The organism is Jidongwangia harbinensis, assembly GCF_020216025.1.
GTDB lineage: Bacteria > Actinomycetota > Actinomycetes > Mycobacteriales > Micromonosporaceae > Actinoplanes > Actinoplanes harbinensis.
Genome location: NZ_JAIWNC010000022.1, coordinates 106,492 through 132,902, shown reverse-complemented (window position 1 = coordinate 132,902; position 26,411 = coordinate 106,492). Strand labels below are relative to the sequence as shown.

Below are 26,411 nucleotides of genomic sequence, written 5' to 3'. Positions count from 1 at the left end.
GTCAGGGATCGGCGCGGTGCCGGCCGCCGGTCCGGCGATCCCCGCCCTGCCGCTTCGCCTCGTACATCGCCTCGTCGGCGGCGCGCAGGGCCTGGTCCGGGTCGCTGTCCGAGGGAGCCAGGTGTACGCCGACGCTGGCGCCGATCCGGATGCGGCGCCCGTGCACGGTGAACGGCGCGAAGAGCGCGTCCCGCACCCGGTACATCATCGACTCCGCGTCCGCCGCCGTCGCCACGCCCGGCATCAGCACCACGAACTCGTCGCCGCCGACCCGGGAGAGCACGTCCTGCTCCCGGACGCAGGCGCTGAGCCGGGCCGCGACCTGGCGCAACAACTCGTCGCCGACCTCGTGGCCGTGCGCGTCGTTCACCGGCTTGAACCCGTCCAGGTCGACGAAGAGCACCGCGACCGCGTCCCGGGCCAGCGTCGAGCCGAGCGCGTCATGCATGCGCCGGCGGTTGGGCAGGCCGGTGAGCGGGTCGAGCTGCGCCTTCTGGTCGAGCGGCTCCCCGAACCGCGGGTCGGCCCGCTGGCCGGCCGACAGATCGGCCCGCTGGCCGGGCCGCTGGTCGGGCCGCTGGTCGGGCCGCTGGTCGGGCCGCTGGTCGGGCTGCTGGTCAGGCCGCTGGTCAGGCCGCTGGTCAGGCCGCTGGTCAGGCCGCTGGTCAGGCCGCTGGTCAGGCCGCTGGCCGGGCCGCTGGTCGGGCCGGCGCCGGCGAAACCGGGTACGGCGACCGAGCAGCAGGATGCCGGCCACGCCGACGGCCAGCACGCCTAGCACCACCGCCGCGATCATCGGCACCCCACCGGCACGGCGAGCGCCGCGACCGGCACCAACACCACGCTGACGACCACAGTCATGCCGTTGCGGACCCGCATCAATCGCCTCCTCGGCCCCGGGTCATCGGCAGGATCGGGCCGTCCTGAACCAGAATTCGGTCAGGAACCGGACGCGGCCGGCCGATCGCCGGAAGACAGATCCCGGGGTACGCCGACCCGCTCCCGTCGGACCTCGCGCAGCAGTCCGGCGGCGGCCCCGGACCGTGGGTGGGTCAGCCGGCGTGGGCCACGGCGACGCCCCGGAACCGCCGCGCTCAAAACCTGCGGTGCGCGGCAGACCTTGGAGGCGCTAGATCTCGCCGGTCCAAGGCCGCATACCGGGCAAGCTGCGCGCCGGGCCGGATCGCCTACCGTGGGCGGATGCCGATCGACTATGTGTCCCGCTTCCCGGTCGACGACGAGGAACTGTCCGATCTGCACGCCCGGGCGTTCGGCGGTGACGCGCAGCGGGTGACGCCCTGGGCGGCGCGGCTGGACCGGCACGCGCTCACCTGGATCGGCGCCCGCGACGCCGGGCGGCTGATCGGCTTCGTCCAGGTCTGCTGGGACGGCGGCGAGCACGCCTTCCTGCTGGACACCGCGGTCGACCCCGGCTGGCAGCACCGGGGCGTCGGCACCGGCCTGGTGCGGGCCGCGGTCGCGGACGTGACGGCCGCCGGGTGCGCCTGGCTGCACGTCGACTTCGAGGACCATCTGAGCACGTTCTACCTGGACCGGTGCGGCTTCCGGCCGACCGCGGCCGGGGTCCTGCGGCTGACCGGCCGATCAACGGCTGCCGATGTCGGCGGGGTCCGGTAAGTTCCCGCACCATGAGGTCGCTGCGTACCGTTTCCGCCGCCGCACTGGGAATGCTGATCCTCGCCACGTCGGGCGGCTTCGCCGCCGGCAGCCGCGAGATCACCGACGGCCGCGAGCCGTCGTGGCAGGTGACCGACACCGGGGTCACCGCCCGGTTCCGTGGCCTCGCACCGGTCGACGACCGGGTGGCGTGGGTCGCCGGGTCCGCCGGCACCATCCTGCGCACTGTGGACGGTGGCCGCACCTGGCAGCGGGTCGACCCGCCGGGCACGGCGGAGCTGCAGTTCCGCGACATCGAGGCGTTCGACGCCCGGCACGCGGTGGCGCTGACCATCGGCGAGGGCGACCAGTCCCGGCTCTACGCCACCGCGGACGGCGGCCGCACCTGGACCGAGACGTTCCGCAACACCGACCCGGCCGCGTTCTACGACTGCCTCGCGTTCACCGACCGCCGGCACGGTCTGGCCCTGTCCGATCCGGTGGGCGGCAAGTTCCGCATCCTCGCCACGCCCGACGGCGGGCGGACCTGGCGGGTGCAGCCGACCGCCGGCATGCCGGACGCGCTGCCCGGCGAGTTCGCGTTCGCGGCCAGCGGCACCTGCCTGGTCACCGCGGACCGGGGCGGCGCCGGCCGGGCCTGGTTCGCCACCGGCGGCGGCGAACGGGCGCGGGTGTTCGCCACCGCGGACGGCGGGCGCACCTGGCGGGTCACCGACTCCCCGGTGCCGAGCGGCCCCAGCGCCGGGATCTACAGCCTGGCCTTCCGCGACCCGCGGCACGGGATCGCGGTGGGCGGCGACTACGCGGTTCCGGAGACCGCGCCGCAGGGCAGCGCGACCAGCCGCGACGGCGGGCGCACCTGGACCACGTCGGCCGGCGTGCCGGGCGCGTACCGGTCCGGGGCGGACTGGGTGGGCCGCGGACCGCTGGCGCTGACCGTGGGCCCCACCGGCAGCGACCTCAGCCGCGACGGCGGGCACACCTGGCAGCGGTTCGACGCCGGCAGCTTCGATGCGGTCGTCTGCGCGCCGGACCGGTCCTGCTGGGCGTCCGGCGAGCAGGGCCGGGTGGCGAAGCTGCGCTGGCTCAGGAATTCAGGTACGTGAGCACGGCCAGTACCCGCCGGTTGTCGTCCTCCGACGGCGGCAGGTCCAGCTTCGTGAAGATGTTGTTGATGTGCTTGCTGATCGCCTTCTCGGTGATGAACAGCTTCGCCGCGATCGCCGCGTTGGACCGGCCCTCCGCCATCTGACCCAGCACCTCCCGCTCCCGGCCGGTCAGCACCGCCAGCGGCTCGCTGCGGGCCAGCAACTGGGACACCACCTCGGGGTCCATCGCGGTGCCGCCGCCGGCCACCCGGCGCACCGCGTCGACGAACTGCCCCACGTTGGCCACCCGGTCCTTCAACAGGTAACCGACGCCGCCCTTGCGGTCGGTGAGCAGCTCGCGGGCGTACAACGGCTCCACGTGCTGGGACAGGACCAGGATCGGCAACCCCGGCACCTCGGTACGCGCGGCGATCGCCGCCTGCAGCCCCTCGTCGGTGAACGTGGGCGGCAGCCGCACGTCCACCACCGCCACGTCCGGGCGGTACTCGATCAGCGCCGGCAGCAGCGCGGGACCGTTGTCCACCGCCGCGACCACCTCGAAGTCGAACGCCTCCAGCAGACGGGTCAGTCCGTCCCGGAGGAGGGCGAGGTCTTCGGCGATGACAACACGCACGGCAGCTCCATGGTCACGACGGTCGGTCCACCCGGCGGGCTGGACAGCGTCATCGTGCCATCGAACGCGGCGAGGCGGCGTTCGATCCCCCGCAGGCCGGTGCCGCCCTCCGGATCGGCGTTGCCGGCGCCGTCGTCGCCGACCGTCAGCACCAGCGTCTGCTCCGCGTGCCGCAGGCTCACCCAGGCCCGGCGGGCACCGCTGTGCCGGGCCACGTTGGTCAGCGCCTCGGCGACCGCGAAGTAGGCCGCCGACTCCACCGGCGTCTCCGCCCGCCCGGACACGTCACTGTCCACCGTGGTCGGCACCGGCAGGCTCAGCGCCAGCGCCCGGACCGCGCCGTCCAGCCCGCGCTCGGCCAGCACCGGCGGGTGGATGCCGCGAACCAGGTGCCGCAGCTCGACCAGCGCCGTGGTGCTCGACTCCCGGGCCTCGGCCAGCAGTTTGCGCGCCGCGGCCGGGTCGCGTTCCACCAGTTCCTCGGCCAGCCCGATGGTCATGCCCAGCGACACCAGGCGGGCCTGCGCGCCGTCGTGCAGGTCCCGTTCGATCCGGCGCAGCTCGGCGGCCTGGGCGTCCACCGTGTCGGCCCGGGTCTCGGTCAGCCGGGTGACCCGCAGCCGCAACTCGGCCGCCCGGGTGGGTGCCAGGAACAGCCGGGCGAACTGGGCGTCCACCCAGCGCAACCACGGCGCGACGGCCAGCCCGACGGCCAGGAACACCACACCCTGCGGCGCCGACAGCCAGCCCTCCCCGACGGTCTCGATCGGCCAGAACACGCCGTAGCCGTACCAGTCGGTGCCCAGGTACAGCCAGAGCGGCAGCAGGGTCAGCCCCTGCAGCCCGTACAGCGGCAGCGCCAGCGAGAGCAGTCCCAGCACGATCCCGGTGACCGTCCCGGGCACCAGCCAGGCCACGTCCCGCCACGTCGCCGGGTCGGTGACGATCCAGCGGAACCGCGCCCAGCCGGTCAGCCCCCGCGGCGGCATCGGACGGTACGGCCGCCGGATCGGCACCCCGGCCCGCGCGGCCAGCCGGCGCTGCAGGTCGGTGCGGCGGCGGACCAGCGCGGTGACACCGTGCAGCGCCGCCGGCCCGGCCACCGGGAGCGGGCTGAGCACCAGCGCCACCACGGTGAGCACGAGCAGCGGCACGTTGACCAGGGACAGCCCGACGACGGCCAGGCCGTCCCGCAGGGCACGCAGGCCCTCCTGCGCCCAGCGGATCGCCCGTACGTCGGTCTCGGCCATGTCCACCCGCTCATTCTGGCCGACGACGGCATGCGGGTCGGTGGTGTCAGCACCACCGACCGCGGGGACGTGGCACTCCTGTGCCGCCGGCCGCCGTCCGGTTCGCTGGTAGGCATGACGCTCACCATGGAACCGGCCCGGTCCGCGGCCGGAAGTGACTTCGCCGTCCTGGCCCGCCGGGTGTCGGCCGAGGGTCTGCTGACCCGGCGCCCCGGCTACTACGCGCTGCGCCTCTCCGTCGTGGCCGCGATGCTGATCGGTGGGTGGACGGCCTTCGCGCTGCTCGGCTCGTCCTGGTGGCAGCTGGCCGTGGCGGTCTGGTTGGCGATCGCGTTCGCCCAGGTGGCGCTGGTCGCGCACGACCTGGCGCACCGGCAGGTCTTCCGGACCCGGCGACCCGGCGAGGTCCTCGGCCGGCTGGCCGGGAACCTGGCGATCGGGATGAGTTACGGCTGGTGGATGGAGAAGCACACCCGCCACCACAACAATCCGAACCACGACGACCTGGACCCGGACGTGGCGCCGGACATCCTGATCTGGACCCGGGAGGCGGGCTCCGGGCGGCGCGGCGTCAAGGGTTTCCTCACCCGGCACCAGGCGGGCCTGTTCTTTCCGCTGCTCACGCTGCTCGGCGTCAACCTCAAGGTGTCCAGCGTCCGGGCCCTGGCCGGCGGCGGCATGAAACACCGCGGGCTGGAGGCGGTGTTGCTGACGGCGCATCTGGTGGCGTACCTCGGCGCTCTGGTCCTGGTGTTGTCCCCGCTGCAGGCGGTGGCGTTCCTGGTGCTGCACCAGGCGGTGTTCGGGGTGTACCTGGGCATGACGTTCGCGCCCAACCACAAGGGCATGCCGCACCCCACCGGCGACGAGGACTTCCTCCGCAAGCAGGTGCTGACGTCCCGCAACGTGCGCGGCGGCCGGCTCACCGACGTGGCACTGGGCGGGCTGAACTACCAGATCGAGCACCACCTGTTCCCGGCCATGCCCAGCCCGAACCTGCGCCGGGCCCAGCCGATCGTGCGGGCCTACTGCGCGGAGATCGGCGTGCCCTACGCCGAGACCGGGCTGATCGAGTCGTACCGGCAGGCCCTGCAGCACCTGCACGAGGTCGGCGAGCCGGCCCGTGCGGAGTACGCCGCCCGCTGAGCCGGGCCGGCTGCGATCCTGGGTGCCTCGGCGGAACGATCTCGGAGGTACCCATGGATCTGCAGTTGCGGGGCAAGGTCGCGGTGATCACCGGAGGCAGCGTCGGGATCGGCCTGGCGATCGCCCGCGGCCTCGCCGCCGAGGGCGCCGACCTGGCGTTGTGCGCCCGCGACGCGGACCGGCTGGCCACCGTCGCGGCCGGGCTGCAAGACGAGTTCGGGGTACGGGTCACCGCCACCGCCGCCGACGTCGCCACCGAGGCGGGCACGGCCGCCCTGGTCGACGCGGTCGGCACCGAGTACGGCGGCGCCGACATCCTGATCAACAACGCCGGCACCGGGAGCGAGGAGACGATCCTCGAGGCGCCGGACGAGCGCTGGCAGGCGTACTGGGATCTGCACGTGATGGCCGCGGTCCGCCTGGCCCGCGCGCTCGCCCCCGGCATGAAGTCCCGCGGCGGCGGGGTGATCCTGCACAACGCGTCGATCTGCGCCACGCAGCCTCTGGGCTACGAGCCGATCTACAACGTCACCAAGGCCGCGCTGGTGATGTTCTCCAAGTGCCTGGCGAACGAGCTGATCGGCGACAACATCCGGGTGAACGCGGTGAACCCCGGCCTGGTCATGACGCCGGACTGGGCGAAGACCGCGAAGCTGCTCACCGCGGACACCGACGTCTCGTGGCAGGAGCACCTGCAGAAGGTGGCGGACGACAACGCCCCGATCGGCCGGTTCGCCGACCCCGAGGAGATCGCGAACCTGTTCGTGTTCCTGTGCTCGGACAGGGCGAGCTACTGCGTCGGCTCCACCTACTACATCGACGGCGGCTGGCTCAGGGTCACCACCTGAGCCGGCCGCCGCGCCGTACCCGGAGCGCGATTCGAACGCGCACTGTCGCCATCTTGAACGGCGTGCCACGTCGTACCCGGAACGCGATTCGAACGCGCACTGTCGCCATCTTGAACGGCGTGCCACGTCGTACCCGGAACGCGATTCGAACGCGCACTGTCGCCATCTTGAACGGCATGCCGCGCCGTACCCGGAGCGCGATTCGAACGCGCACTGTCGCCGTCCTGAACGGCGTGCCTCCTGCCAGTTGGGCTACCCGGGCGGGTGTCGGAGCCGTGCCCTCGGCGCGAGTCGAACGCGCACCACCGGCGTTCTCACCGCCGGGCCTCTCCCAGTTGGGCTACGAGGGCGTGCGGCGCGGGAACGAAAGGCGGCGGTCCGTCGCGTTGGCCGGGTAGCGCAAGTGTTCCCGGCCAGCGAGCCCGGCGGTCGTGGTACCCGCCGCAGCCGGCCCGCGCCGGGCCTCCGCTTTTCGTTCCCGCACCTGTTGCGGCCCGTGATCGGCCCACGTGCGTGCCGATTCCCCCCACGAGCCGCGAGGTCGAAAAAAAATGCAGTTATGTAAATGGTCGGGGCATTAAAAACCGCCCGATCCCGGTGGGATGGGGCGGCGGCGGTGCCGTTTCCGGCGCGCTATCCGCGCGGCCTGCCCGATCCGAGGAGAAGGTTGCTGAGGTGGCACACACGGCCGTTAAGCTGTGCCGTGCCCAGGAGGGATTCGCCGAGCCGGCCCCGCACGACCGGACGGCGCGGCGATAGCCAACGCGCGTCGTGAACGGTCCGGCGGAACATCTCGGTCTCCCTGCATTTGAAGTCGTGGTCGAGTTACGACAATAGAGCGGGCACCAGCCGACGGCAATCCCTTTTCCGGGGCAGTTCTTCTGCGGCCGCATTCTTCGCTCGCCGACGCGGCTTACGTGTGCGCACCGCCGTGCCGCTTCCCAGTTCTTCCGGCCGCGGCGTGGGGAGTGACGGCGCGCCCCGCACCGGAACTCGACACACGCCCTCACTTTCAGCACGGCGTGCAGAGCCGCGGCGCGCTCCGCACCACAACCCGACACACCCCTACTGGCGCCCCGCGCGGGGCACTCCGCGCTCCAAACCCATACCGCGCGGCTCCGCCGCCCCGCCGCGGGGCGGGGCGGGGCGGCAGCGGCGGGACGGGGTTACTTGGGGGCGGCCAGGTCGTCCAGGGCCTTGGTCGCGCCGCGGTGCAACGGCACCGGGTCGGTCAGCCGGGCCTTCTCCAGGCTGATCTCCTTGGCCGCCGCGGTGGCCTGCTCCAGCTGCTGCTTCCGGTCGAACAGCGCCTTCGTCAGCACGCACGCCACGTTGGCGTCCAGGTTCTCCCGGACCAGCAGCATGTTGGGCACGACGATGGTCTTCACGTCGGCCGCGGTCTTGTACGTGGCGGCGGGGATCGTGCCGGCCTCGTACACCGGGTTGATCTTCTGGAGTTCGGGGAGCAGGGGCGTGATGTCGAGGAACTCCACCTGCGCCGCCGACGTGGTCATCAGGTCGGTCACGCCGGGGGTGGGCAGGCCGCCGGACCAGAACATGGCGTCGATCGTGCCTTCCTTGATGCCGTCGACGGTCTTGGTGAGGTCGAGCTTCTGCGCGCTCACGTCCGCCGCGGGGTCGAGGCCGGCGGCGGTGAGGACGCGGTTGGCGATGACCTCGGTGCCGCTCTTCGGCGAGCCGGTGGAGACCCGCTTGCCGCGCATCCCGGCCACGTCGGAGATGCCGGCGGCCTTGCGCACGATCACCTGGGTGTAGTTGGTGTGGATCCGGGAGATCGCGGCGACCGGCTGCTTGGCGGTGAAGCTGCCGGTGCCGTTGACCGCGTCGGCGGCCGTGTCGGCGAGGGAGAAGGCGACGTCGAAGCTGCCCGCGACGAGCTGCTGGATGTTCTGCACCGAGGCGCCGGTCTCGGACGCGGTGGCCTTGACCTTGCCGCCGGTGGCGCTCAGCTGCGCGGCGTACGCGTTGCCGAGTGCGAAGTAGACGCCGGTGGCGTTGCCGGTGGCGATGCCGACCCGGGTCTCGTTGGCGACCTCGCAGGTGACGTCCCCGCCGGCGTCGGTGGTGGCGGCGTCCTGCCGGCCGCCGCAGGCCGTCGCGGCGGTCACCGCCAGGGTTGCGGCGGTGATGGTGGCAAGGGTTCTTCTCATGTCGGTTGCCTCCCCGTTCGTTTGGCGATGATGGCGAGTCCCGCGGCGACGGCGAGCGCGGCGACTCCGGCCGCGATGGTGACCGGCGCCAGGTAGAGCAGCAGCAGCCCGGCCACGCCGGCCAGGACCCGGGTCGGGATGCCGGCCGGCCCGATGCCGGGCACCCAGGCGCCGGTGGCGACCGCCAGGCCCAGGACGGCGAGGACGGCCACCGCGGTCGCCCACAGCACGCCGGTGACCGGGCCGCGGGCCAGCAGGTACTCGCCGGGGTCGGTGAGCACGAACGCGATCGGGGCGAGGAACGCGGGCAGCGCGTACTTCAGGGCCTGCCACATGGTGGGCACGGTCCGGCCGCCGGTGATCGCGCTGGCGCCGACCGCGGCGAGGGCGGTCGGCGGGGTGACCTCGCTGAGCACCGAGTAGTAGAAGACGAACATGGCGGCGGCGGGCGCGGAGACGCCGAGCGCGAGCAGCGCCGGGCCGATGATCACCCAGCCGATGATGAAGCTGGCGGTCACCGGCACGGCCAGGCCGAGGATGGCCAGCGCGACCGCGGCCAGCACGACCGTGAGGGCGAGGACCGCGGTCGGGTTGTCGGTGACCGCGCGGGCGCCGCGGACCAGCAGCGAGGCGAGCTGCGCGCCCAGTCCGGTCTTGGTGGTGGTGGCGGTGATGATGCCGGCCGCGGCGCAGACCGCGACCACCGGCAGCACACCGCGGACGCCGGCGGCCAGGGCCTCGAACAGCCGGCGCGGGGTGAGCCAGCTGCGCCGGTCCAGGAAGGACAGGGCGGCGGCCAGGACGGTGGCGTAGACCACCGCGCGGGTCGCGCTCAGACCCAGGGCCAGGAGTACGACGATGAGCACGAGCGACGAGAAGTGGTAGCCGAACCGGGCCAGCAGCCGCCACGCGGAGGCGGCCGGAACCTCGATGGACCGGACGTCGAACCGCCGCACGTCGATCTCCACGGCGAGCAGGATGCCCAGGTAGTACAGGACGGTCGGGATCATCGCCCAGCCGAGGACGGTCAGGTACGACACGTTGAGGTACTCGGCCACGATGAACGCGGCGGCGCCGAGCGTCGGAGGCGACAGGATGGCGCCCACCCCGGCCGCGGCCAGCATGCCGCCGGCCTGTTCCGGTGGGTAGCCGGCGCGGCGCAGCATCGGCCAGGTCACCGCGCCGACGCTGACCGCGGTGGCAGTGCCGGATCCGGAGACCGTGCCGAGCAGGAACCCGGCCGCGACGGCGGTACGCCCCGCCGCGCTGCGCGACTTACGGAACGCGGCGACCGAGAGGTCCACGAAGAACCGGCTGGCGCCGGAGAGGTCCAGCACGGCGCCGTAGATGGTGAACAGCACGATGTACGTGGCGGCGACGTCGAGCGGGGTGCCGTAGAAGCCGCTGCCGGAGTTGTAGAGCGCGTCGACGATCTGGGCGAAGTCCAGCCCGACGTGGGCCACGTCCCAGGTCTGCGGGAGCAGGCCGCCGTAGTAGCCGTAGGCGAGGAAGGCCAGGCAGACGATCGGCAGCGCCCAGCCGGTGGTGCGGCGGCACGCCTCGACGACCAGCACCAGCAGCACCGCGCCGACGGCCACGTCGACCGGCTCGAGCAGGCCCTGCCGGGACAGGAAGCCGTCGTACCCGCCGTTCGCCGGGTTGAGCGGGTAGAGGCAGACCAGCAGCGTGGTCGCGGCGAGCAGCCAGTCCACCACGGTGGGCGCGTCCCGGCGTTCCCGGTTGCGCCACCGGACGCCGGAGCGGTACACGAGGAAGACCAGCGGCAGCGTCCCGGCCAGAAAGATGATCAGGTAGTACTGGCTGCCCTGGGCGAGCGGCCGGAACACCTGCCACAGCACCAGCACGGCGACCAGTGCCGCCACGATCGAGACGCCCAGCGCGACCGGGCCGGTGAGGGCACGGGCGGGGCGTTCCTCGTCGTCGTAGTGCACGGCCGCCGGTCCGTCCCCGGCCGCTGGCACCGTCGCCTCCACGGTGGACACCGGGCGCGGCGACTCCGCGGCGTCCGGCGCCGGGTCGGCCGGAGGTCGACCGTTGACCATGACCGGACCCTACTATGTGGTCCGCCCTTTGTAACCGCTCCCCGGCCGCCTACCCGGGCGCGCCGGCCAGCAGCGCCTCGGCCAGCGGGGTCCGTACGGTGAGGACGGTCCGGCCGGCCCGGTGCGCCGCCACCAGCCCGGCGGCGCGCAGCACGGCCAGGTGCTGGGACACGCCGCCCGCGGTCATCCCGGTCCGCCGGGCCAGTTCGGTCGTCGACACCGGCCCGTCCGCGGCCAGCAGCAGCCGGGCCCGCCCGCGGCCGAGCACCGCGGCCAGCGCGCCCGGATCGCCGGTCGGCGGCTCCCAGAGCGTGGCCACCCCGCGCGCCGGGTACGCCAGTTGCGGCACGTCACCGGCGAAGATGCCGAGGACCGCCGGCCACACGAACGCGGACGGCACCAGCACCAGTCCGCTGCCGTCGCCGACGTCCGGCGCGGTGCAGTGGCGCTTGTCCACGGACAACGTCCCGTCCGTCCAGCTGACCCGTTCGTGCAGGTCGTTGAGCAGTCCGGCGGCGCCGTCGGCGGCGAGGCGGCGGGCCCGGGTGAACACGTCGGCGTCCAGCAGCGCGACGATCCGCGGCCAGTCCGGGGCGAGGGCCACCCGCCAGAACGCGGCGATCTCCCCGGCCAGCCGGTCCAGTCCGGCGGCCGGGTCGGCGTGCAGGTGGCGGACCCGGGGAGTGCGGACGCCGTACCGGTCCAGGTCGGCCCGGACCACGGCGGGCGGGGTGGCGCGCAGCACGGCCAGTTCGGCGTCCAGGTCGGCGGTCAGCCCGGCGGGCGGCGGGGTGAGGAAGTCCGGCAGGTACGCCGGTTCCCGTGGGATCAGGTCCCAGAGCAGTCCGACCGGGTCGAGCAGTGGGCCGGTCCGCCGGGCCCACGGCAGGTGCACGGCGTGGCTGCCGGGGTCGCGCAGCACCCGGACGGCGGCCACCACCTCCCAGAGGCCGGACACCGCGAAGCGGATCCGGGCGACCGCTCCGGCCGACAACCCGATCGCGACCATGGTCCGCTCCTTTTAGTCAGGGCTGAAACAGTACGGCCGCGGGGGCCGGTCACCAAGACTGGACCGATGACCGACTTCCGTTCCCTGCACGTGCCCGGTAAGCCGCTCGTCCTGGTCAACGCCTGGGACGTGGCCAGCGCCCGGATCGTCGAGGCGGCCGGGGCCGCGGCCGTCGCCACCACCAGCGCGGGCGTCGCGTGGAGCCTCGGCGCCCCGGACGGCGACGCGCTCGACCGGGAGTCGGCGGTGGCCGCGGTGTCCCGGATCTGCGCCGCGGTGACCGTGCCGGTGACCGCGGACATCGAGTCCGGGTACGGCGCGGTGGCCGACACGGTGGGGCGGGTGGTGGCGGCCGGCGCGGCCGGGATCAACCTGGAGGACGGCCGGTGCACCGTCGAGGAGCAGCGCGCCCGCATCGCGGAGGCGCGCAGGGCCGGCGGCGCCCTGTTCGTGAACGCCCGGATCGACACGTTCCTGTTCGGCACCGGCGGGCTGGACGAGACCGTGCACCGGGCAGAGGTCTACCTGCGGGCCGGCGCGGACGGCGTGTTCGTCCCCGGGGTCACCGATCCGGCGACGATCCGGGAGCTGGTGGCGCGGATTCCGGCGCCGGTGAACGTGATGGTCGGGCCGGGCGCGCCGCCGGTCGCCGACCTGGCCGCGCTCGGCGTGGCCCGGATCAGCTTCGGCTCGTCGGTCGCGCAGGCGGCGTACGGGCTGGTCGCCCGGGTGGCCCGGGAACTGGCGGTGCCGGCGGGCGCCGACTACGGCACGCTGAACGGGCTGGTCAGCCGTCCCGGAACTTGAGCACCGCCAGGACCCGGCGGTGGTCGGTGTCGGTGGGCGGCAGGTCCAGCTTGGCGAAGATGTTGCTGACGTACTTCTCCACCGCGCTGTGGCTGACCCGCAACGCCTCCACGATGCCCGCGTTGGAGCGGCCCTCGGCCATCAGCCGCAGCACCTCGGCCTCCCGTGGGGTGAGGCGGTCGCGCCAGTCGTCGCGGCGGCGGACCAGGAGTTGCGCGACGACCTCCGGATCCAGCGCGGTGCCGCCCGCGGCCACCCGGCGCAGCGTGTCCAGGAACTCGTCCACGTGCGCCACCCGGTCCTTGAGCAGGTAGCCGACCGCGCTGGTGGAGCTGCCGAGCAGGTCGGTGGCGTAGCGCTCCTCGACGTACTGGGACAGCACCAGGACCGCCACCTCCGGGTGCAGGCGGCGGATCACCAGCGCCGCCTGGATGCCCTCGTCGGTGTGCGTGGGCGGCATCCGGACGTCGATCACCGCCAGCTGGGGCCGGTGCGCGGCGACCGCGGCGAGCAGTGCCGGGCCGTCGCCGACCGCGGCCACCACCTCGAACCCGCCGGCGGCGAGCAGCTTCCCGAGACCGGCGCGCAGGAGGACGGAGTCCTCGGCGAGCACTACCCGCATGGCAGCTCCACGGTCACGGTGGTCGGTCCCCCGGCGGGACTGTGCACGCTCATCGTGCCGTCCACCGCCGCGGCCCGGTGCGCCAGCCCGGCCAGCCCGCCGTCGGCGTCCGCCACCGCGCCGCCCCGGCCGTCGTCGGTGACCTCGATGCGCAGCCGGTCGTCCGCCCGGCGCAGGACGACCGCGGCCCGCGTGGCGGACGCGTGCTTGGCCACGTTGGTCAGCGCCTCGGAGACGGTGAAGTAGGCGATCGCCTCGATCGGCGGCGGGCAGCGCGGCGTCACGTCGACGAGTACCCGCACGGAGAGCGGCGCCCGGGCGGCGATGCCGGAGATCGCCGCGTCCAGGCCCCGCTCGTCGAGCACGGCCGGGTGCAGCCCGCGGACGAACTCGCGCAGCTCGGTGAGCGCGGCCACCGCCTCGTCGTGCGCCGCCTCGATCGCGGACCGTTCCGGCGACGGCGGCAGCGACCGGCGCGCCAGGCCCAGGTTCATCGCCAGCGACACCAGCCGCTGCTGGGTGCCGTCGTGCAGGTCGCGTTCTATCCGGCGGCGTTCCGCGTCGGTCGCCGCGATCACCTCGGCGCGGCTGCGGGCCAGCGTCTCGACCCGCTCGGCCAGTTGCTCGGCCCGGCCCGGGCCGAGCAGCGCGCGGGCCAGGCGCACATCCAGGCGGGCCAGGCGGCGCGCTGCGGGCGGGGCCACGACCAGCAGGGTCCCGGGTACGTCCACCGCCACCGCGTACAGGTGGAACAGGAGCCGGCGCCAGGTGCCGGCGGTGCGCCACGGTTCGACCAGCCGCCACCAGCCGCGGACCCGGGGCGGCGCGGGCGCCGGGATGTCCACGCCCAGGGTGCGCCGGAACCGGGCCCGCTGCCGGACGGCGAAGGTGCCGGCCGCCCAGAGCAGCGCGAACGGGCCGACCGGCACGGTGCCGGCGTAGATCCAGACCAGGATCGGCGCGCCGGTCGGCCCCTCGATCAGGCTCAGGATCGCGGCGATCCAGGCGAGCAGGATGAGGATCAGCGTGGCACCGGTCGCGGCGGCGAGCAGGCCGCCGGAGACCAGGTGCCACGCGACGCGGGAGGTCGCCGGTGCGGTCATGACGTCAACGTTCGGGCCGGCACGCGTTCGAGGCTATCCGGCGTACCCGCCGGTGGGGGTGCGGAAAACCCCACCCCGGACGGCGCGCCCGCCCCACTGACCGGGGGCCGCCGCCACGGAAACGTAGCCCCCGACACGAAGGGGGCGAACGATGATCGAGGCGAAGGGCCTGACCAAACGGTTCGGCGGCACGGTGGCCGTCGACGATCTGACAGTCACGGTACGGCCGGGCGTGGTCACCGGTTTCCTGGGACCGAACGGGGCCGGCAAGTCGACCACGATGCGGCTGATCCTGGGACTGGACGCGCCGACCGCGGGCACGGTGACCGTCGACGGCCGCCGGTACGCGGAGCACGACCGGCCGCTGACCCGGGTCGGTGCGCTGCTCGAGGCGCGGGCCGTCCACCCGGGCCGCAGCGCGTACCACCACCTGCTCGCGCTGGCCCAGAGCAACCGGATCCCGCGGTCCCGGGTGCTGGACGTCATCGACGCGGTGGGGCTGGCGGACGTGGCGCGGCGCCGGGCCGGGACGTTCTCGCTCGGCATGGAACAGCGGCTCGGCATCGCGGTCGCGTTGCTCGGCGACCCCGGCACGCTGATCCTCGACGAACCGCTCAACGGCCTGGACACCGAGGGCATCCGCTGGGTCCGCGGGCTGCTGCGCGACCTGGCCGCGGACGGCCGCACGGTGTTCGTGTCGTCGCACCTGATGAGCGAGATGGCGCTGACCGCCGACCACGTGGTGGTCATCGGCCGGGGCCGGCTGCTCGCCGACGCGTCCCTGGACCAGCTGGTCGCCGACTCCGGCCGGTCCTCTCTGGAGGAGGCGTTCGTGCACCTGACCGCGGACGCGGTGGAGTACCGGGGAGGCCGGAGATGAGCGTGGTCCGCGCGGAGTTCACCAAGTTCCGCTCCACCGCCTCCACCGGCTGGACGCTGCTCAGCGCGCTGGTGCTGGTGGCCGGCGTCGGCATCCTCTACGCGATGGTCCGGGCGAGCCGGCCGCCGGCCGACCCGTCGGCGTTCGACGCCACCGCGGCGAGCCTGTCCGGGGTGCAGGTCGCGCAGATCGCGGTCGGCGTGCTCGGGGTGCTGGCGGTCACCGGCGAGTACGCCACCGGCCTGATCCGGACCACGTTCACCGCGGTTCCCCGGCGTACCCCCGTGCTTCTCGGCAAGGCCGTGGTGGTCGCGGCCGGCACCTTCGCGGTGAGCCTGCCGGCGGTGGTCGTCGCGTTCCTCGCCGGCCAGTCGGTGCTGGCGCCGGAGGGTCTGAACGTGTCCCTCACCGCACCCGGGGTGCTGCGCGCGGTGGTCGGGGCCGCGCTGTACCTGACCGTGGTGGCGCTGCTCGGGCTCGCCCTGGGCGCTCTTCTGCGCAGCACCGCCGGTGCGGTCGCGGCACTGTTCGGCGCACTGTTTGCGCTGCAGATGACGGTCGGGTTCCTGCCCGACGACGTCTACCGGGACGTGGCGAAGTACCTGCCGGCGCCGGCCGGGCAGGCGGTCGTCATCGTCCGGCCGGACCCCTACTACCTGTCGCCGTGGGCCGGGTTCGCGCTGTTCGCGCTCTACACCGTCGTTCTCCTCGCCCTCGCCGCGTGGCGCGTCCGCCGCCGCGACGTCTGAACGGAGATCCGCCGTGAAGAAGGTGTTCACCACCGCGCTCACCGCCGGGCTCTGCCTGGTCGCCGCACCGGCCACCGCGACTCCGGGCACCGGCGGGATCGCCTGGCACCGGTGCACACTCGGCCCCGGCGACGACACCGGCCGGGCCCTGGACGCCGCCGGCGTCGACTGCGCCGACGTCACCGTGCCGCTCGACCACACCCGGCCGCGCGGCCGGACGATCACCGTGGCGATCGCCCGCAGCAGGGCGCCGGACCCGGTACACCGGATCGGCGCCCTGGTCCTCAACCTGGGTGGTCCGGCCAGCCCGGTGCTGAGCGTCGTACCGGACGCCCGTGCCGCGATCGGCGCGGCCGGCGCGCGGTTCGACCTGATCGGCATGGATCCGCGCTTCGCCGGGCGCAGCACCCCGATCGACTGCGGCTGGCCGGCGCACTGGCTGCCACGATCGGCCGGCCGGGACCGCCGCGGCTTCGACCGGACGACCGCACTGGCCCGGGACCTGGCCGCCCGGTGCGGACGCACCGAGCGGGCGCTGATCCCGCACGCGTCGACCGCCAACCTGGCCCGCGACCTGGACCGGGTCCGCGCCGCGCTGGGCGACGAGCGGCTCTCCTACCTGGGCTATTCGCAGGGCTCCTACCTCGGGGCGGTCTACGCCCAGCTGTTCCCGCACCGGGTCGACCGGATGGTCCTGGACAGCGCGATCGACCCGGCGTCGCCCGGCACGCGGACGTTGCGCAGCACCGCGCCGGGACGCGAGGCCGCGCTGCGCGAATGGGCCGCCTGGGCGGCCACCCGGGACGCCGAACACCACCTGGGTACGACGGCCCAGGCCGTCCTGGACACGATCCACCGGGTGTACGCGGCGTCCGCCCGCCGGCCGCTCCGGGTCGGCGACTTCCGGGTGGACGACACCGTGCTGCCGGCCCTGCTGCTCGGCCCGCTGAGCGACGACGCGGACGACGACGAGTTGGCCACCGTGGTGGCGCTGCTGGCCCGGGCGGTCGCCGGACACCCCGCGGAACCCACCGAGGGCCTGGCGGAACGTCTCGCGTCGTTGCTCACCGGCGACGGGTCCGCCCGGCACAGCGCCCAGACCGCGATCCTGTGCGGCGACGCCCCGGTGTCCCGGGACCCGGAGTGGTACTGGCGGGACGTGCAGGCGCATCGGGCGGCCGGCCCGCTGTTCGAGCCGGTCGCCCGCACCGTCACGCCCTGCGCCGCGTGGCCGGACACCCCGCGGGAGGCGCCGGTCCGGGTCGGCAACGACGTGCCGGCCCTGATCGTGCAGGCCGAGAAGGACGTCAACTCGCAACTGCCGGAGGCGCGCGCGCTGCACCGGGCGCTGACGTCCTCCCGCCTGGTCGTGCTGACCGGCGCCCGCACCCACGGCGTCTACCGGTTCCGCGGCGCGCCGTGCGTGGACGACACGGTGGACGCGTACCTCGTCAGTGGTCACCTGCCCCGGACGGACCGGGACTGCGCCGAGTGAGCAACGGGTCGGTGGGCGGCGTCGTCCACCGTGTCGAGCACCTGGTTCTTCGCGAAGTACACCGAGTCGATGAACCACAGGTTCCAGTTTGATGGTCATGGTCCGGCGCGGACAGACGGTCACGATGGTCATCCTTTTCATCGAATCGTTGTGGAGATGACAATTACGACCATCGTTCGCGACAAGTCAACGAGACCACCCGACTGGCCCCGCTGCCGTAGCGTTCCGGACGTGAAACGACCGACGATCGCCGACATCGCCCGCGAGGCCGGCGTCTCCAAGGGCGCGGTCTCGTACGCACTGAACGGCCAGCCCGGCGTGTCCGCCGCCACCCGGGAACGCATCCTGGCCATCGCCGAACGCGCCGGATACCGCGCCAGCACCGCCGCCCGCGCACTGGCCGGCGCACCCGCCAAGGTGGTCGGCCTGGCGCTGCAACGACCGGCCAGCACGCTCGGCGTGGAACCGTTCTTCATGGAGCTGATCAGCGGCCTGGAGGCGGAACTGTCCCAGCACTCGTACGCCCTGCTGCTGCAGATGGTGCCGGACGACCGGGCGGACGCCGAGACCGAGATCTACCGCCAGTGGTGGAACGAACGCCGCGTCGACGGGGTGCTGCTCTGCGACGTCCGGGTGGACGATCCGCGAGTGGCCGCCGTACACCGCATGGGTCTGCCGGCCGTGGTGATCGGCCCGCCGTCGGTCGGCGGACCGCTGCCCAGCATCTGGTCCGACGACGCGGTCTCGGTCACCGAGGCGGTGGAACACCTGGCCGCGCTCGGCCACCGCCGGCTCGCCCGGGTGGCCGGCATCCGCGAACTCGCGCACACCCGTAGCCGCACCGAGGCCTTCGCCGCCGCCTGCGCCCGCCGGGGCCTGGCGCCCCCCGAGACGGTGTGGACCGACTACAGCGGCTCCGACGGAGCCCGCGCCACCCACACGCTGCTCACCGCGGCCACACCACCCACCGCGATCATCTACGACAACGACATCATGGCGGTGGCCGGCCTGTCCGCCGCGCAGAACCTGGGGCGCGCGGTACCGGCCGAGGTGTCCATCGTGGCCTGGGACGACTCGCCGGTCTGCCCGCTGCTGCATCCCCCGCTCACCGCCCTGTCCCGCGACATCGGCGCCTACGGGACGCACGCCGCCCGGATGCTGCTGTCCGCCGTCGCGGGCGAGCCGGTGGCCGACGTGCACGACGAGCCGGCGCATCTCACCGTCCGGGGCAGCACCGCCGCGATCCTGCGGCCCTGATCGGCCGGCCTTTCGCCGGCATTTCGGGCGGCCCGGTCGGCGGGCTAGCCGCCGCCGGTGGACGGCGGGCCGGAACTCCGGCGTACCACCAGTCGACCCGTCTCCGCCTGCACGCTCCCCGGCGCCACCCCGCCGATCACGTCGAACAGCAACCGCGCCGCCTGCATGCCCAGCGCCGGGATGTCCCGCCGCACCGCGGTCAGCGCCGGCGCCACCAGCTGGCACAGCGGCGAGTCGTCACCGGCCACGATGGACAGTCGCCCGGGCACGTCGTACCCGCGCTCGCGTGCCGCGCCCAGCCCGGCCACCGCCATCACGTCGTTGTCGTACACGATGGCGGTCGGTGGGTGGACGCGGTCGAGCAGTTCGCGGGTGAGCCGCGCCCCGGACGCGCCGGTGTAGTCGCCGCGGACGATGGTGACCTCGGCCGGGGCCCGGCGGAGGGCCGCGTCGCGGACCGCGGTGTGCCGCAGGTTGGCCGGGCCGCTCACCCGGGCGATCCGGCGGTGCCCCTGGGCGATCAGGTGGTCGGCCACCTCGGTGACGGCGGCCGCGCCGTCGGACCAGACGCCCTGGGTACCGGGGGCGCCGCCGACCACGACGGCCGGCAGGTTCAGTTCCTCCACCGCGGCCATCCGGGGGTCGTCCAGGCTCGGGTTGACGATCAGCACGCCGTCGACCCGTCGCTCGGCGCTCCACCGGCGGTGCACCGCCACCTCCTCGTCGAGGTCCGCGACGAACTGCAGGGCGAGGCCGAAGCCGCGGGCGGAGAGTTCGGTCTGGATGCCGGCGATGAGGTGGCGGTGGAACACCTCGACCGTCACCGCGGCCGACGAGCGCAGCATGACCAGGCCGACCGCGCCGGCCGCGGCGCCGTGCATGGCCAGGGCGGCGCCGTTCGCGCGGTACCCCATCTCGCTGGCGATGCCGAGGATGCGGCTGCGCAGGTGGTCGGACACGCCGGGGCGGTTGTTGATCGCGTACGACACGGCGATGCGGGACACGCCCGCGCGCCGGGCGATGTCGGACATGGTCGGCTGCCGAGCCACCGCGCCTCCCGTCGATCGGTTCCGATGGACATCACGGTAACCGGGTTAGGGTCCCTGGCATGAGCGTGGAGTCCGTGCCGGCGACGATGCACCGGGTGATGGGAACGGCCGACGGGGTCCGGGTCGTCGAGGTGCCGACGCCGGTGCCGGGGCCGGGTGAGGTGCTGGTGCGCACCGCGGTGGCCGGGATCTGCGGCTCGGACACGCATGCGCTGCACGGGCGGCACCCGTTCATCACGTTGCCGTACGCGCCGGGTCACGAGGTCGCCGGACGGGTGGTGGCCGGCGACGGCCGGCCGGCCGGGCAGCGGGTCACGGTCGAGCCGTTCCTGCCGTGCTGGGACTGCAAGCAGTGCCGGGCCGGCCGGCAGAACCTGTGCGAGCGGCTGGGCTTCTTCGGCTGCGCCCACGACCAGGGCGGCATGGCCGAGTATTTCACCGTCGACGCCCGCCGCCTGCACGTCGTCCCGGACGAGCTGGACTGGGCCACCGCGGCGCTGATCGAGCCGCTGGCCACGCCGGTGCACGCGATCCGGCTGGCCGGTGGGGTCCGGGACCGGACGGTGGCGATCCTCGGCGCCGGCACCATCGGGCTGCTGCTCCTGCGGGTGGCCCGGGCGCACGGCGCCCGGCGGATCGTGCTGACCGCCCGCTCCGCGGCGAACCGGGACCGGGCCCTGCGGTTCGGCGCCGACGCGGCCGTCGACGCCACCGCACCGGACGCGATCGATCGGGTACGCCGGGCGCTGGCCGAAGGGACCCCGAGCGCCCGGGGCGGCGCAAGCGGCGAGAGCGCCGACGTGGTCTTCGACTGCGTCGCCGAGCAGGACACCCTGCTCCAGGCGATCGGGATGGCGGACAAGGGCGGCACGGTCGTGGTGGTGGGCGTGCCGCCCGGTGACGTCTCGGTGCCGCTGCCGGTCGTGCAGGACAGCCAGATCCGGATCCAGGGCAGTGCCACGTACCTGCCGGAGGACTTCGCGGACGCGATCGAGTTGCTCCGGGCCGGCACGGTCACGGCCGCCGAGTTCGTCACCGCGGTGTGGCCGCTGGCGGAGGCGGCCGGGGCGTTCCGGGACGCGGCCGGCGGCGGCCAGATCAAGGTGCTGCTGGCCGCGGAGCCGGGGGTGGCGGGGTCGCGCCCGGCCGCTTAACGTTCCGGGCATGCGGGCCGACATCCGGTACGACGTGGTCGTGGTCGGCAGCGGCTTCGGCGGCAGCGTCGCGGCGCTGCGGCTGACCGAGAAGGGTTACCGGGTCGGCGTGCTGGAGGCGGGCCGGCGCTTCACTCCGGAGATGATGCCGCGGACGTCGTGGGACCTGCGCGCCTTCCTCTGGGCGCCGCGGCTCGGGCTGCGCGGGATGCAGCGGATCACGCTGCTCTCCGATGTCCTGGTGCTGTCCGCCGCGGGCGTCGGCGGCGGGTCGCTGGTGTACGCGAACACGCTGTACCGGCCGCCCGCGGCGTTCTTCGCCGATCCGCACTGGTCCGGCATCACCGACTGGGCCGCGGAACTGGCGCCGCACTACGAGCGGGCGTCGGCGATGCTGGGCGTCACCGAGCAGCCGTCGATCACCCCGTCGGACGAGGTGGTCCGGGCGGTGGCCGAGGACATGGGCGTGGGCGGTACGTTCCGGCGTACCCCGGTGGGGGTGTTCTTCGGTGCGCCGGGCCGCACCGTGCCGGACCCCTACTTCGGTGGCGCCGGACCGGACCGCACCGGCTGCCTGGAGTGCGGCGACTGCATGATCGGCTGCCGGTACGGCGCCAAGAACCGGCTCGACCTCAACTACCTCTATCTGGCCGAGCGGGCCGGCGCGGTGATCCACCCGGACACCACGGTGACCGCGGTGCGGCCGGACGGCGCCGGCTGGGTGGTGACGGCCGGGCGCCGGGAGTTCCGGGCCGGGCAGGTGGTGCTGGCGGCCGGCACGCTCGGCACCCAGCGGCTGCTGCACGCGATGCGGGACACCGGCGTGCTGCCCGGGCTGTCCGACCGGCTCGGCGTGCTGACCCGGACCAACTCGGAGGCGTTGCTGGGCGCGCAGGCGGCGGGCGTACCCCGGCGGCCGTTCTCCCGCGGGGTCGCGATCACCTCGTCGTTCCGTCCGGACCCGGACACCTACATCGAACCGGTCCGGTACGGACCGGGCAGCAATGCCATGGGCCTGCTCTCCACGCTGCTGGTGGACGGCGGCGGCCGGGTGCCGCGGCCGGTCCGCTTCCTCGGGCAGGCGCTCCGGCACCCCGGGCGGCTGCTGCGCTCGCTGTCCGTCCGGCGCTGGAGCGAGCGCACGATCATCGCGCTGGTGATGCAGTCGACGGACAGTTCGCTCACGGTACGGCGGACCCGGCGCGGCCGGCTGACCACCGGGCCGGGGCACGGACCGGCGAACCCGCGGTGGATACCGGTCGGCCACGAGGTGGTGCGCCGGATGGCGGCGAAGATCGGCGGGTATGCCGGCGGCTCGCTGGCCGACGTCGTCAACGTGCCGACGACCGCGCACATCCTGGGCGGCGTGACGGTCGGGGCGTCGCCGGAGTCCGGCGTGCTGGACCCGTACCACCGGGTCTTCGGTCATCCGGGCCTGCACGTGGTGGACGGCTCGGCCGTTCCGGCGAACCTGGGCGTGAATCCGTCGCTGACCATCACCGCGCTGGCCGAGCGTGCCCTGTCCCTGTGGCCGAACCGCGGGGACCCGGATCCGCGGCCGGCACCGGGCGACGGTTACCGGCGGATCGAGCCGGTGCCGCCCCGGGCACCGGCGGTCCTGCGCTTCGGACCGGCCGCGCCGCAGTCCTGAGCCGGACGCGACCGCGGCCCTCCCGGAGTCGGGAGGGCCGCGGGGCGGTGCCGGAGGATCAGGCCCGGGCGCAGGTGGCGCCGTTCAGCGTGAACGCCGACGGGGTGGTGAAGCTGCCGGAGTAGCTGCCCTGGAAGCCGAACGACGCGCTCGCACCGGGTGCGAGGGCGGCGTTGTGCGAGGTGTTGCGCACGGTCACCGCGCCGCTGTTGCCGGTGACCGCGGCGTTCCACGAGTTCGTCACGGACTGGCCGCTGGGCAGGGTGAAGCCGAGCGTCCAGCCGTTCAGCGCGCTGCTGCCGGTGTTCGCCACGGTCACGTTGGCGACGAAGCCGTTGCCCCAGGACTCGGTGGCGTAGGTGACCCGGCAACCGGCGGACCCGGACGGCGGCGGCGTGGTGGTGGTCGGCGGCTGCGGGTTGCCGCCGCCCCCGTTGACCGAGGCGGAGAAGTTGTTCACGGCCAGCCCGGCGCCGCCGATCCACGGCTCGAAGCCGGCCTGGATGCTGGTCAGGTACCACGAGTTGGTGATGGAGCCGCGGTTACGCACGTCGCTGATGAAGTCCAGGACGCTGAAGCTCCAGCTGTTGATCGGGGACGGCGCGACGTAGGAGACCACGTTGTTGCCGCCGTTGTTGCCGGTCCAGACCTCCCAGGTGCGCCCGCCGATGGTGGCCGAGCCGTTCCGCGAGCCGATCGGCTGGATGTTGCCCTGGCGGTTGAACCAGATCATGATTTCCATGGCGTTGACGCCGTTGGTGCGCGGCGTCGGGTCGAGCCAGATGTCGTACGACGCGTTGTACGTCGCACCGTTCACGAACGTGTAGTCGATGCTGCTGGTGGCGCTGCTGATCTGGCTGACCTGGATGGGCAGGTTGGTGCCGGGCGAGCAGTTGCTGTAGTGGCAGCCGTAGAAGACCGACGGGTACGACACCGGCGCGCCGCTGGTACTGCCCTGACCCTGCTGGCTGACCACCGAGAATCCGGTGCCGGTCACGTTGATGCACTGCTCCGCCGTGGTGCCCCAGCGGTTGTTCTGCACCACGTAGCGGCCCTGAATGGTGGTCGAGCCGTACTGCTCGCAGATTCGGGTGTCGGCCTGCGCCGGCCCGGCGACAGCCAGGGTCGTGATCGAGGCGGCGGCGAGCAGGAAGGCCGCCGCGATGCCACGGATGGCACGTCTCATGACAGCTCCTTGCGGGGATCCCCAACGGGGACGGGGGTGGATTATGGGAGCGCTCCCACCGAACGTACAACACATCGATAGACGTGAACAGTGTTACGCCGAGGTTTCGCCGTGCCGGCCCGGTGACGCGGGCGGCGTTCCGACTCGTCCGGTTTGACCCGTGCGAAGAATGCGACATGCGGATGCCACAATTTGCACTCGGAACGGCGAGCGGACAGAATGAATACGGCACGAATATCTCGGCGTGAGGACATTCACCGCACGATCGCTAACGCGCCGTCGAGTGTCGACGCCGCGTGTGTAACGTCGTCACGCAATGACACCGTTGTGGGAGCAGGCACATCATGGCCAAGCAGGTAATTACCCTTCTGACCGACGATCTCGACGGCGGTGAGGCCGATCGCACCGTCGAGTTCGGACTCGACGGTGTCAACTACACGATCGACCTGTCGGAAAAGAACGCGGGCAAGCTGCGCAAGGTGCTGGACCCGTACCTGAGCGCGGCCACCCGGGTCGGCCGCGGTGGCGGCGAGGGGCGCGGCGCGCGGCGTACCGCCTCGGCCGGAACCGGCCGGGCCAGCCGCGACCAGAATCAGGCGATCCGCGAGTGGGCCACCAAGAACGGCTACGAGGTCTCCGAGCGCGGTCGCATCCCGAGTTCCATCGTGGAGGCGTACCACAGCCGGCGATAGGCTTATCCAGGCAATCGAAAACGGCGTCGCCGGAGTCCGGCGGCGCCGTTTCGTGAAAGGTGGAGTCGGGTATGGCGGTCATCATCGTCACCGGAGCGTCGAGCGGAATCGGACGGGCCACCGCGGATCGGCTGGGCCGGACCGGAAACACCATCGTGCTGACCGCCCGGCGCGCCGCGGAATTGGCGGAGGTGGCCCGGCGGATCGAGTCGAATGGCGGCACGGCACTGGTGGTGCCGGCCGACGTACGCGATCCGGGCACCGCCGGCACGCTGGTCGACCGGACCCTGGCGGCGACCGGCCGGATCGATGCCCTGGTGAACAACGCCGGGGTCGGCGGCTCCCCCTCGGTGCTCGCCGACGACGCCGAGGTGGACGCCATGCTGGACGTCAACCTGCGCGCCCCGATCCGGCTGATGCGGGCCGTGGTGCCCATCATGCGCGCGCAGGGCGCCGGGTCCATCGTCAACATCGGCTCGGTGGCCGGCGAGATCGGCCTCGCGGGGGTGTACTCGGCCACCAAGTTCGCCCTCCGCGGGCTGACCGACTCGGTCCGCCGCGAACTGGCCGGCACCGGCATCGCCGTGACGCTGATCGAACCCGGCTTCATCGCCACCCCGCTGACCCGCCGCACGAACCTGCCCGGCCCGGAGATCGTGGCCGACGCGGTGGAGAAGGCACTGCGGCGACCACGCCGCCGGATGGTCTTCCCGGTCAAGTACCGCCTCGCCATGACGGCGGCGAGCACGCTGCCGTTCCTCGCCGACCGGATCCTCGCCGGCCGGGCCGCGGAGCGGCACGAACGCGGCCGGTGATTGAACCCGCGCCCCCCGGGTAGGCCGTAGGGATGCGAGTGGTCATCGTCGGCGCCTCCGGCAACGCCGGAACCGCGCTGCTGCAGCGGTTGCGCACCGAACCCGACCTGGATCTGGTCGGCGTGGCCCGGCGGCTGCCGCCGGCGGTCGAGCCGTACGACGCGGCCGAGTGGCACGCCTGCGACATCGGCACCGAACCGGACCGGCTCGCGCAGATCGTCACCGGCGCCGACGCGGTGGTGCACCTGGCCTGGCAGATCCAGCCGAGTCACGACCAGAAGGTGCTGTACCGCACGAACGTGCTGGGCAGCCGCGCGGTCTGCGAGGCGGTGCTCCGGGCCGGCGTACCCACGCTGGTCTTCGCCTCCTCGGTGGGCGCGTACGCGCCCGGCCCGAAGCACGAGTACGTGCCGGAGACCTGGCCCGCGACCGGGATTATCGAGTCGTCGTACAGCCGCCACAAGGCGCTCGTGGAGGCCATGCTGAACCGGATCGAGGCGGACCACCCGACGCTGCGCGTGGTCCGCCTGCGCCCGGGCCTGATCTTCCAGCGGCTCAGCGGCACCGAGATCGGCCGCTACTTCGCCGGTCCGCTGCTCCCCGCCCGCCTGCTGCGCTTCCAGCGGGTCCCGGTGCTGCCGTGGCATCCGTCGCTGCGCGTGCAGGCGGTGCACGCCGACGACGTGGCGGACGCCTACGCCCGGGTGCTGCGCTCCGACGTACGCGGGGCGTTCAACGTGGCCGCCGGGCCGGTCCTCGACACCACCCTGGCCGCGAAGGTCTTCAAGGGCCTGCCGGTGCCGGTGCCCGGGGTGCTGCTGCACGCGGCCGCGTCGCTGTCCTGGTGGCTGCGGCTGCAACCGGTGGACGCGGGCTGGGTCGAGATGGGCCTGAAGGCGCCGCTGATGTCCACCGACCGGATCACCCGCGAACTGGGCTGGCGACCGGCCACCGACGCGGTGTCCGCACTGACCGAACTGGTCGCCGGGATGGCCGACCGGGCGCACACCGACAGCCCGCCGCTCTCCGGCGACCCGGCCCTGCCCGGGCGGTTCGGCGGGCTGGTCCGGGGCCGGCTGCCCGGTTCCGGCAACCCGTACTGAC

At 73.6% G+C, this 26,411-nt stretch carries 24 protein-coding genes, 2 tRNA genes and 1 pseudogene; 15 read left to right on the top strand and 12 right to left on the bottom strand.

Going from position 1 to position 26,411, the window contains the following annotated elements; all coding sequences use genetic code 11:
- Window position 1: 1 nt before the first annotated feature.
- Complete coding sequence (locus LDL48_RS25510) at window positions 2–448, bottom strand: GGDEF domain-containing protein (protein ID WP_255628953.1); 447 nt, start codon at window positions 446–448, stop codon at window positions 2–4.
- Here LDL48_RS25510 and LDL48_RS25505 point away from each other — a divergent pair.
- The 3 genes from LDL48_RS25505 (at window position 443) to LDL48_RS25495 (ending at window position 2,744) form a co-directional block, all read left to right on the top strand.
- A complete protein-coding gene (locus LDL48_RS25505) occupies window positions 443–778 on the top strand; it encodes a hypothetical protein (protein ID WP_225257808.1) in 336 nt (111 codons plus the stop codon). The genes LDL48_RS25510 and LDL48_RS25505 overlap by 6 nt on opposite strands.
- Before the next feature lie 422 nt (window positions 779–1,200).
- On the top strand, window positions 1,201–1,638 hold the full coding sequence (locus LDL48_RS25500; protein WP_225257740.1) for a GNAT family N-acetyltransferase: 438 nt from the start codon (window positions 1,201–1,203) through the stop codon (window positions 1,636–1,638).
- 11 nt (window positions 1,639–1,649) lie between these two features.
- Window positions 1,650–2,744 (top strand): WD40/YVTN/BNR-like repeat-containing protein, encoded by a 1,095-nt coding sequence (locus tag LDL48_RS25495; protein ID WP_225257739.1) that lies wholly within the window; start codon window positions 1,650–1,652, stop codon window positions 2,742–2,744.
- Here LDL48_RS25495 and LDL48_RS25490 read toward each other — a convergent pair.
- On the bottom strand, window positions 2,725–3,360 hold the full coding sequence (locus tag LDL48_RS25490; RefSeq protein WP_225257738.1) for a response regulator transcription factor: 636 nt from the start codon (window positions 3,358–3,360) through the stop codon (window positions 2,725–2,727). The two genes, LDL48_RS25495 and LDL48_RS25490, sit on opposite strands and share 20 nt — an antisense overlap.
- Window positions 3,312–4,610 carry a sensor histidine kinase gene (locus tag LDL48_RS25485; protein WP_225257803.1) on the bottom strand — a complete coding sequence of 433 codons (1,299 nt, stop codon included), beginning with the start codon at window positions 4,608–4,610 and terminating at the stop codon, window positions 3,312–3,314. The genes LDL48_RS25490 and LDL48_RS25485 overlap by 49 nt, the downstream gene beginning before the upstream one ends.
- A gap of 114 nt (window positions 4,611–4,724) precedes the next feature.
- Between LDL48_RS25485 and LDL48_RS25480 the strand changes: the two genes are divergently transcribed.
- Together LDL48_RS25480 and LDL48_RS25475 are read left to right on the top strand one after the other, a co-directional pair.
- Window positions 4,725–5,756 carry a fatty acid desaturase family protein gene (locus LDL48_RS25480; RefSeq protein ID WP_225257737.1) on the top strand — a complete coding sequence of 344 codons (1,032 nt, stop codon included), beginning with the start codon at window positions 4,725–4,727 and terminating at the stop codon, window positions 5,754–5,756.
- A 53-nt stretch (window positions 5,757–5,809) separates the two neighbouring features.
- On the top strand, window positions 5,810–6,604 hold the full coding sequence (locus LDL48_RS25475) for an SDR family NAD(P)-dependent oxidoreductase (protein WP_225257736.1): 795 nt from the start codon (window positions 5,810–5,812) through the stop codon (window positions 6,602–6,604).
- A gap of 187 nt (window positions 6,605–6,791) precedes the next feature.
- Here the strand turns inward: LDL48_RS25475 and LDL48_RS25470 are convergent.
- The 5 genes from LDL48_RS25470 to LDL48_RS25450 all read right to left on the bottom strand — a co-directional run bounded on the left by LDL48_RS25470 (window position 6,792) and on the right by LDL48_RS25450 (window position 11,847).
- Window positions 6,792–6,866, bottom strand: a tRNA-Leu gene (locus LDL48_RS25470).
- Between the two features lie 14 nt (window positions 6,867–6,880).
- Window positions 6,881–6,954 (bottom strand) — tRNA-Leu (locus tag LDL48_RS25465).
- An 816-nt stretch (window positions 6,955–7,770) separates the two neighbouring features.
- On the bottom strand, window positions 7,771–8,775 hold the full coding sequence (locus tag LDL48_RS25460; protein WP_225257735.1) for a TAXI family TRAP transporter solute-binding subunit: 1,005 nt from the start codon (window positions 8,773–8,775) through the stop codon (window positions 7,771–7,773).
- Window positions 8,772–10,838: a TRAP transporter permease gene (locus LDL48_RS25455; protein ID WP_225257734.1), complete on the bottom strand. Its 2,067-nt coding sequence runs from the start codon at window positions 10,836–10,838 to the stop codon at window positions 8,772–8,774. Before LDL48_RS25455 ends, LDL48_RS25460 begins: the two co-directional genes overlap by 4 nt.
- Window positions 10,839–10,887: 49 nt before the next feature.
- Complete coding sequence (locus LDL48_RS25450; RefSeq protein ID WP_225257733.1) at window positions 10,888–11,847, bottom strand: ArsR/SmtB family transcription factor; 960 nt, start codon at window positions 11,845–11,847, stop codon at window positions 10,888–10,890.
- A 66-nt stretch (window positions 11,848–11,913) separates the two neighbouring features.
- Between LDL48_RS25450 and LDL48_RS25445 the strand changes: the two genes are divergently transcribed.
- Complete coding sequence (locus LDL48_RS25445; protein ID WP_225257732.1) at window positions 11,914–12,654, top strand: isocitrate lyase/PEP mutase family protein; 741 nt, start codon at window positions 11,914–11,916, stop codon at window positions 12,652–12,654.
- Here the strand turns inward: LDL48_RS25445 and LDL48_RS25440 are convergent.
- Both LDL48_RS25440 and LDL48_RS25435 read right to left on the bottom strand, forming a co-directional pair.
- Complete coding sequence (locus tag LDL48_RS25440) at window positions 12,635–13,276, bottom strand: response regulator (protein ID WP_225257731.1); 642 nt, start codon at window positions 13,274–13,276, stop codon at window positions 12,635–12,637. The two genes, LDL48_RS25445 and LDL48_RS25440, sit on opposite strands and share 20 nt — an antisense overlap.
- Window positions 13,267–14,379, bottom strand: coding sequence for a sensor histidine kinase (locus LDL48_RS25435; protein ID WP_225257730.1), 1,113 nt, complete (start codon window positions 14,377–14,379; stop codon window positions 13,267–13,269). Before LDL48_RS25435 ends, LDL48_RS25440 begins: the two co-directional genes overlap by 10 nt.
- A 151-nt stretch (window positions 14,380–14,530) precedes the next feature.
- On the opposite strand from LDL48_RS25435, the pseudogene LDL48_RS25430 reads away from it, so the two are divergent.
- The 4 genes and pseudogenes from LDL48_RS25430 to LDL48_RS25415 all read left to right on the top strand — a co-directional run.
- Window positions 14,531–15,175 (top strand): annotated as a pseudogene (locus LDL48_RS25430) (ABC transporter ATP-binding protein); the annotation flags it as partial.
- A gap of 80 nt (window positions 15,176–15,255) precedes the next feature.
- The gene (locus tag LDL48_RS25425; protein ID WP_225257728.1) at window positions 15,256–16,008 is read left to right on the top strand and encodes an ABC-2 transporter permease; all 753 of its coding nucleotides are present in this window, start codon (window positions 15,256–15,258) and stop codon (window positions 16,006–16,008) included.
- Window positions 16,009–16,021: 13 nt separating this feature from the next.
- Window positions 16,022–17,503 (top strand): alpha/beta hydrolase, encoded by a 1,482-nt coding sequence (locus LDL48_RS25420; RefSeq protein ID WP_225257727.1) that lies wholly within the window; start codon window positions 16,022–16,024, stop codon window positions 17,501–17,503.
- 231 nt (window positions 17,504–17,734) lie between these two features.
- Window positions 17,735–18,760, top strand: coding sequence for a LacI family DNA-binding transcriptional regulator (locus LDL48_RS25415; protein ID WP_225257726.1), 1,026 nt, complete (start codon window positions 17,735–17,737; stop codon window positions 18,758–18,760).
- Window positions 18,761–18,804: 44 nt separating this feature from the next.
- On the opposite strand, the gene LDL48_RS25410 is transcribed toward LDL48_RS25415, so the two are convergent.
- Window positions 18,805–19,791 carry a LacI family DNA-binding transcriptional regulator gene (locus LDL48_RS25410; RefSeq protein ID WP_225257802.1) on the bottom strand — a complete coding sequence of 329 codons (987 nt, stop codon included), beginning with the start codon at window positions 19,789–19,791 and terminating at the stop codon, window positions 18,805–18,807.
- A 77-nt stretch (window positions 19,792–19,868) separates the two neighbouring features.
- Between LDL48_RS25410 and LDL48_RS25405 the strand changes: the two genes are divergently transcribed.
- Together LDL48_RS25405 and LDL48_RS25400 are read left to right on the top strand one after the other, a co-directional pair.
- Window positions 19,869–20,963, top strand: coding sequence for a zinc-dependent alcohol dehydrogenase (locus LDL48_RS25405; RefSeq protein WP_272493091.1), 1,095 nt, complete (start codon window positions 19,869–19,871; stop codon window positions 20,961–20,963).
- Window positions 20,964–20,985: 22 nt separating this feature from the next.
- Window positions 20,986–22,614, top strand: a complete 1,629-nt coding sequence (locus tag LDL48_RS25400) for an FAD-dependent oxidoreductase (protein ID WP_308016490.1) — start codon at window positions 20,986–20,988, stop codon at window positions 22,612–22,614.
- 58 nt (window positions 22,615–22,672) lie between these two features.
- Here the strand turns inward: LDL48_RS25400 and LDL48_RS25395 are convergent, their stop codons facing one another.
- Window positions 22,673–23,800 (bottom strand): glycoside hydrolase family 12 protein, encoded by a 1,128-nt coding sequence (locus tag LDL48_RS25395; protein ID WP_225257724.1) that lies wholly within the window; start codon window positions 23,798–23,800, stop codon window positions 22,673–22,675.
- Window positions 23,801–24,144: 344 nt separating this feature from the next.
- Here LDL48_RS25395 and LDL48_RS25390 point away from each other — a divergent pair, with 344 nt between their 5' ends.
- The 3 genes from LDL48_RS25390 (at window position 24,145) to LDL48_RS25380 (ending at window position 26,410) form a co-directional block, all read left to right on the top strand.
- Window positions 24,145–24,492, top strand: a complete 348-nt coding sequence (locus LDL48_RS25390) for a histone-like nucleoid-structuring protein Lsr2 (protein ID WP_225257723.1) — start codon at window positions 24,145–24,147, stop codon at window positions 24,490–24,492.
- 71 nt (window positions 24,493–24,563) lie between these two features.
- On the top strand, window positions 24,564–25,307 hold the full coding sequence (locus tag LDL48_RS25385) for an SDR family NAD(P)-dependent oxidoreductase (protein WP_225257722.1): 744 nt from the start codon (window positions 24,564–24,566) through the stop codon (window positions 25,305–25,307).
- A gap of 32 nt (window positions 25,308–25,339) precedes the next feature.
- The gene (locus LDL48_RS25380) at window positions 25,340–26,410 is read left to right on the top strand and encodes an NAD-dependent epimerase/dehydratase family protein (protein ID WP_225257721.1); all 1,071 of its coding nucleotides are present in this window, start codon (window positions 25,340–25,342) and stop codon (window positions 26,408–26,410) included.
- The last annotated feature ends 1 nt before the right edge of the window (window position 26,411 follow it).

Bases quoted from the DNA above. Each gene is read 5' to 3' on its own strand.
- LDL48_RS25405 (WP_272493091.1), top strand. From the start codon at position 19,869: ATGAGCGTGGAGTCCGTGCCGGCGACGATGCACCGGGTGATGGGAACG.
- LDL48_RS25445 (WP_225257732.1), top strand. From the start codon at position 11,914: ATGACCGACTTCCGTTCCCTGCACGTGCCCGGTAAGCCGCTCGTCCTG.
- LDL48_RS25495 (WP_225257739.1), top strand. From the start codon at position 1,650: ATGAGGTCGCTGCGTACCGTTTCCGCCGCCGCACTGGGAATGCTGATC.
- LDL48_RS25510 (WP_255628953.1), bottom strand. From the start codon at position 448: ATGCATGACGCGCTCGGCTCGACGCTGGCCCGGGACGCGGTCGCGGTG.
- LDL48_RS25435 (WP_225257730.1), bottom strand. From the start codon at position 14,379: ATGACCGCACCGGCGACCTCCCGCGTCGCGTGGCACCTGGTCTCCGGC.
- LDL48_RS25485 (WP_225257803.1), bottom strand. From the start codon at position 4,610: ATGGCCGAGACCGACGTACGGGCGATCCGCTGGGCGCAGGAGGGCCTG.
- LDL48_RS25425 (WP_225257728.1), top strand. From the start codon at position 15,256: ATGAGCGTGGTCCGCGCGGAGTTCACCAAGTTCCGCTCCACCGCCTCC.
- LDL48_RS25450 (WP_225257733.1), bottom strand. From the start codon at position 11,847: ATGGTCGCGATCGGGTTGTCGGCCGGAGCGGTCGCCCGGATCCGCTTC.
- LDL48_RS25460 (WP_225257735.1), bottom strand. From the start codon at position 8,775: ATGAGAAGAACCCTTGCCACCATCACCGCCGCAACCCTGGCGGTGACC.
- LDL48_RS25440 (WP_225257731.1), bottom strand. From the start codon at position 13,276: ATGCGGGTAGTGCTCGCCGAGGACTCCGTCCTCCTGCGCGCCGGTCTC.
- LDL48_RS25410 (WP_225257802.1), bottom strand. From the start codon at position 19,791: ATGTCCGACATCGCCCGGCGCGCGGGCGTGTCCCGCATCGCCGTGTCG.
- LDL48_RS25500 (WP_225257740.1), top strand. From the start codon at position 1,201: ATGCCGATCGACTATGTGTCCCGCTTCCCGGTCGACGACGAGGAACTG.
- LDL48_RS25505 (WP_225257808.1), top strand. From the start codon at position 443: ATGCATGCGCCGGCGGTTGGGCAGGCCGGTGAGCGGGTCGAGCTGCGC.
- LDL48_RS25390 (WP_225257723.1), top strand. From the start codon at position 24,145: ATGGCCAAGCAGGTAATTACCCTTCTGACCGACGATCTCGACGGCGGT.
- LDL48_RS25480 (WP_225257737.1), top strand. From the start codon at position 4,725: ATGACGCTCACCATGGAACCGGCCCGGTCCGCGGCCGGAAGTGACTTC.
- LDL48_RS25475 (WP_225257736.1), top strand. From the start codon at position 5,810: ATGGATCTGCAGTTGCGGGGCAAGGTCGCGGTGATCACCGGAGGCAGC.
- LDL48_RS25385 (WP_225257722.1), top strand. From the start codon at position 24,564: ATGGCGGTCATCATCGTCACCGGAGCGTCGAGCGGAATCGGACGGGCC.
- LDL48_RS25380 (WP_225257721.1), top strand. From the start codon at position 25,340: ATGCGAGTGGTCATCGTCGGCGCCTCCGGCAACGCCGGAACCGCGCTG.
- LDL48_RS25395 (WP_225257724.1), bottom strand. From the start codon at position 23,800: ATGAGACGTGCCATCCGTGGCATCGCGGCGGCCTTCCTGCTCGCCGCC.
- LDL48_RS25455 (WP_225257734.1), bottom strand. From the start codon at position 10,838: ATGGTCAACGGTCGACCTCCGGCCGACCCGGCGCCGGACGCCGCGGAG.